The organism is Vibrio sp. RC586, from assembly GCF_000176715.1.
Lineage (GTDB): Bacteria > Pseudomonadota > Gammaproteobacteria > Enterobacterales > Vibrionaceae > Vibrio.
In genome coordinates this window covers 1-2,530 of sequence record NZ_ADBD01000002.1, presented here as the reverse complement: position 1 = coordinate 2,530, position 2,530 = coordinate 1, and the positions used below count along the sequence as shown (strand labels likewise).

The 2,530-nt window shown below is 45.0% G+C and carries 3 protein-coding genes; all 3 read right to left on the bottom strand.

All coding sequences use genetic code 11. The features are described 5' to 3' along the window. On the bottom strand, positions 1-458 hold a 458-nt coding region (locus tag VOA_RS0117155), incomplete at its 3' end, for a hypothetical protein (protein WP_001019790.1). A gap of 87 nt (positions 459-545) precedes the next feature. Beyond that, positions 546-2,144, bottom strand: a complete 1,599-nt coding sequence (locus VOA_RS18880) for an Ig-like domain-containing protein (protein WP_009355695.1) — start codon at positions 2,142-2,144, stop codon at positions 546-548. Positions 2,145-2,155: 11 nt separating this feature from the next. After that, positions 2,156-2,530, bottom strand: a 375-nt coding sequence (locus VOA_RS17120; RefSeq protein WP_000318537.1) for an OmpA family protein, incomplete at its 5' end; no start/stop codon positions are given.

The window sequence follows — 2,530 nt, the reverse complement described above, 5'->3', positions numbered from 1 at the left end:
TCTGATGAAGAGCTTGAAGCTTTCGTCATCATCACTTTATTGACGATTGCTTCGGGTAAAAATAATCGAACATATCGACGATTTAACAGATCGTCATCACAAGGGTTACAAGGTAATTTCTCTTCAATATCGTCCATTTGAGCACGCTGCTCTTGCCTCCAAGACTCCCACTCAGAAAAATCGATGATTATTTCTAACTCAATAACAGCCTCTGTACCTATGTCAATTCCAGCTTGCTTTAATGATTCTATAGGAAGCCCACCATACAACACCTCTCTTTCATTCAATTTCTTAACCTTTTTCCTTAACACCTTCAATGTCGGTAATTGGTCCTGTTTAGATACCCACTGCTGCCAACCAAAGAGTGATTGCTCATAGAAACGTACAAACATCCCCTCTTTTATGCCAACAATACGTTGACTGCTTTCAACCAATGCTAATTTAGTTTCAATATTCACCTATCTTCCCCCTTTTAAAAAGTGCCAGATGCAACTCTGGCACTTCAAAAATTAAAAATTAAAACGTTAAACTCTAAACGCTCAACTTTAAGGATTTGAGACGCAGGACGCGTAGATCGTGTAGCTCGGATTGAGGCTGTTGACGTAGCCACTGTAGAGGTACACGATGTAATAGTAAGAACCATCAGGAGTAGCCGACCAATAGCTGTAGTAGGTCGGCCAACCGCGCGCGGTAAACATATTACCAGATGCGTCGTATAGCTCCACTTTTAACTCGTCTCTTGTCGCTAAACGCCAGTTCGTCCGTCCGCCGAGACTAAGGGTGTTGTAGGTAGTACATAGTACATTTGCGTTAGTCCAGTTGAATCGGTAGAAATTACCACTTGGGCCGTAAGTTCCACTTTCAGTATAACTATCGTCTGTAGCACTACCGCCAATGCTGTCTAGGTAGGCCACTGATGGTGAATTGGTAAATAACTTACCACTACCTGTATCGAAGATATCTATATATGGACCCGCCAAATCAAATACATTCACGTTTACGGTATTACTGGTTACACCATCTTTGGTAGCCGTGAGGGTCGTATTACCCACCTCAACCGCAGACAATAAACCCTCTGATGACACGGTAGCTGTCGCCGTATCGATAGTCCACGTCACTGAGTTAGACACGTCAGAGGACGTCGCATCACTGAATGTCGCTGTTGCCGTTAACTGCTGAGTCTGACCTTTTGCTACGTTGACCGGTGAAGGCGTCACTTGAATGGCCGTAATGACCGCTGCCGTCACATTCACATCCACCGTATTACTGGTTACACCATCTTTGGTAGCCGTGAGGGTCGTATTACCCACCTTAACCGCAGACAATAAACCCTCTGATGACACGGTAGCTGTCGCCGTATCGATAGTCCACGTCACTGAGTTAGACACGTCAGAGGACGTCGCATCACTGAATGTCGCTGTTGCAGTTAACTGCTGAGTCTGACCTTTTGCTACGTTGACCGGTGAAGGCGTCACTTGAATGGCCGTAATGACCGCTGCCGTCACATTCACATCCACCGTATTACTGGTTACACCATCTTTGGTAGCCGTGAGGGTCGTATTACCCACCTCAACCGCAGACAATAAACCCTCTGATGACACGGTAGCTGTCGCCGTATCGATAGTCCACGTCACTGAGTTAGACACGTCAGAGGACGTCGCATCACTGAATGTCGCTGTTGCCGTTAACTGCTGAGTCTGACCTTTTGCTACGTTGACCGGTGAAGGCGTCACTTGAATGGCCGTAATGACCGCTGCCGACACATTCACGTTTACGGTATTACTGGTTACACCATCTTTGGTAGCCGTGAGGGTCGTATTACCCACCTCAACCGCAGACAATACGCCAGGCTCATCAAAATGCCCAACCTTTGAATCACTAGAATCCCAATCAAGCGCACTTAAATCCTTAAATGCTTGAGATGTGCCGTCAGAGTAATGACCAACCGCCTCAAATGATTGCTGGTTACCTTTCGCAAGCGTCAGCTCGCTCACACCACGTGTTTTTATTGGCGATGCAACGATATCTATACGCTCTAATTTTACGGTTGATTCAGAGAAGGCACCTTCTGAATTGCAACCGGTTAATAGCATTAATAGTGGAAAAATCACTATTGCAAATAGACATTTAAAATATTTATTCATAGTAATGCAACCTATTCTTGAAACTGGAAGCTAGGGATGGTGATTTCAACTCGGCGATTTGCAGCTCGTCCTTCTGCAGTATTGTTATCTGCAACAGGTTGAAATTCACCCTCACCTCTCCACTCAAGTTGCGTCGGTGTAACACCCAATTCAATCAGCTTATTGACAACCGCCTGAGCACGATGCTCAGAAATGTTTTGATTGTAGAGTGCTGAGCCTGTTGAGTCAGTGTGTCCAACAACTTTCGCCTGAGCTTGTGGGTAAGAAATTAATACTGAAGAAATCTCAGTTAATTGGTCAATAAACTCTTGGCTAGGTTCGACTGAATCAAAGCCAAACAATCCAACTGTAGTTTTTGGTAAAAAGGTCTGTATTTGAGGCGGTGT

Coding starts and splice junctions, on each gene's coding strand:
- VOA_RS18880 (WP_009355695.1), bottom strand. CDS start 2,144: ATGAATAAATATTTTAAATGTCTATTTGCAATAGTGATTTTTCCACTA.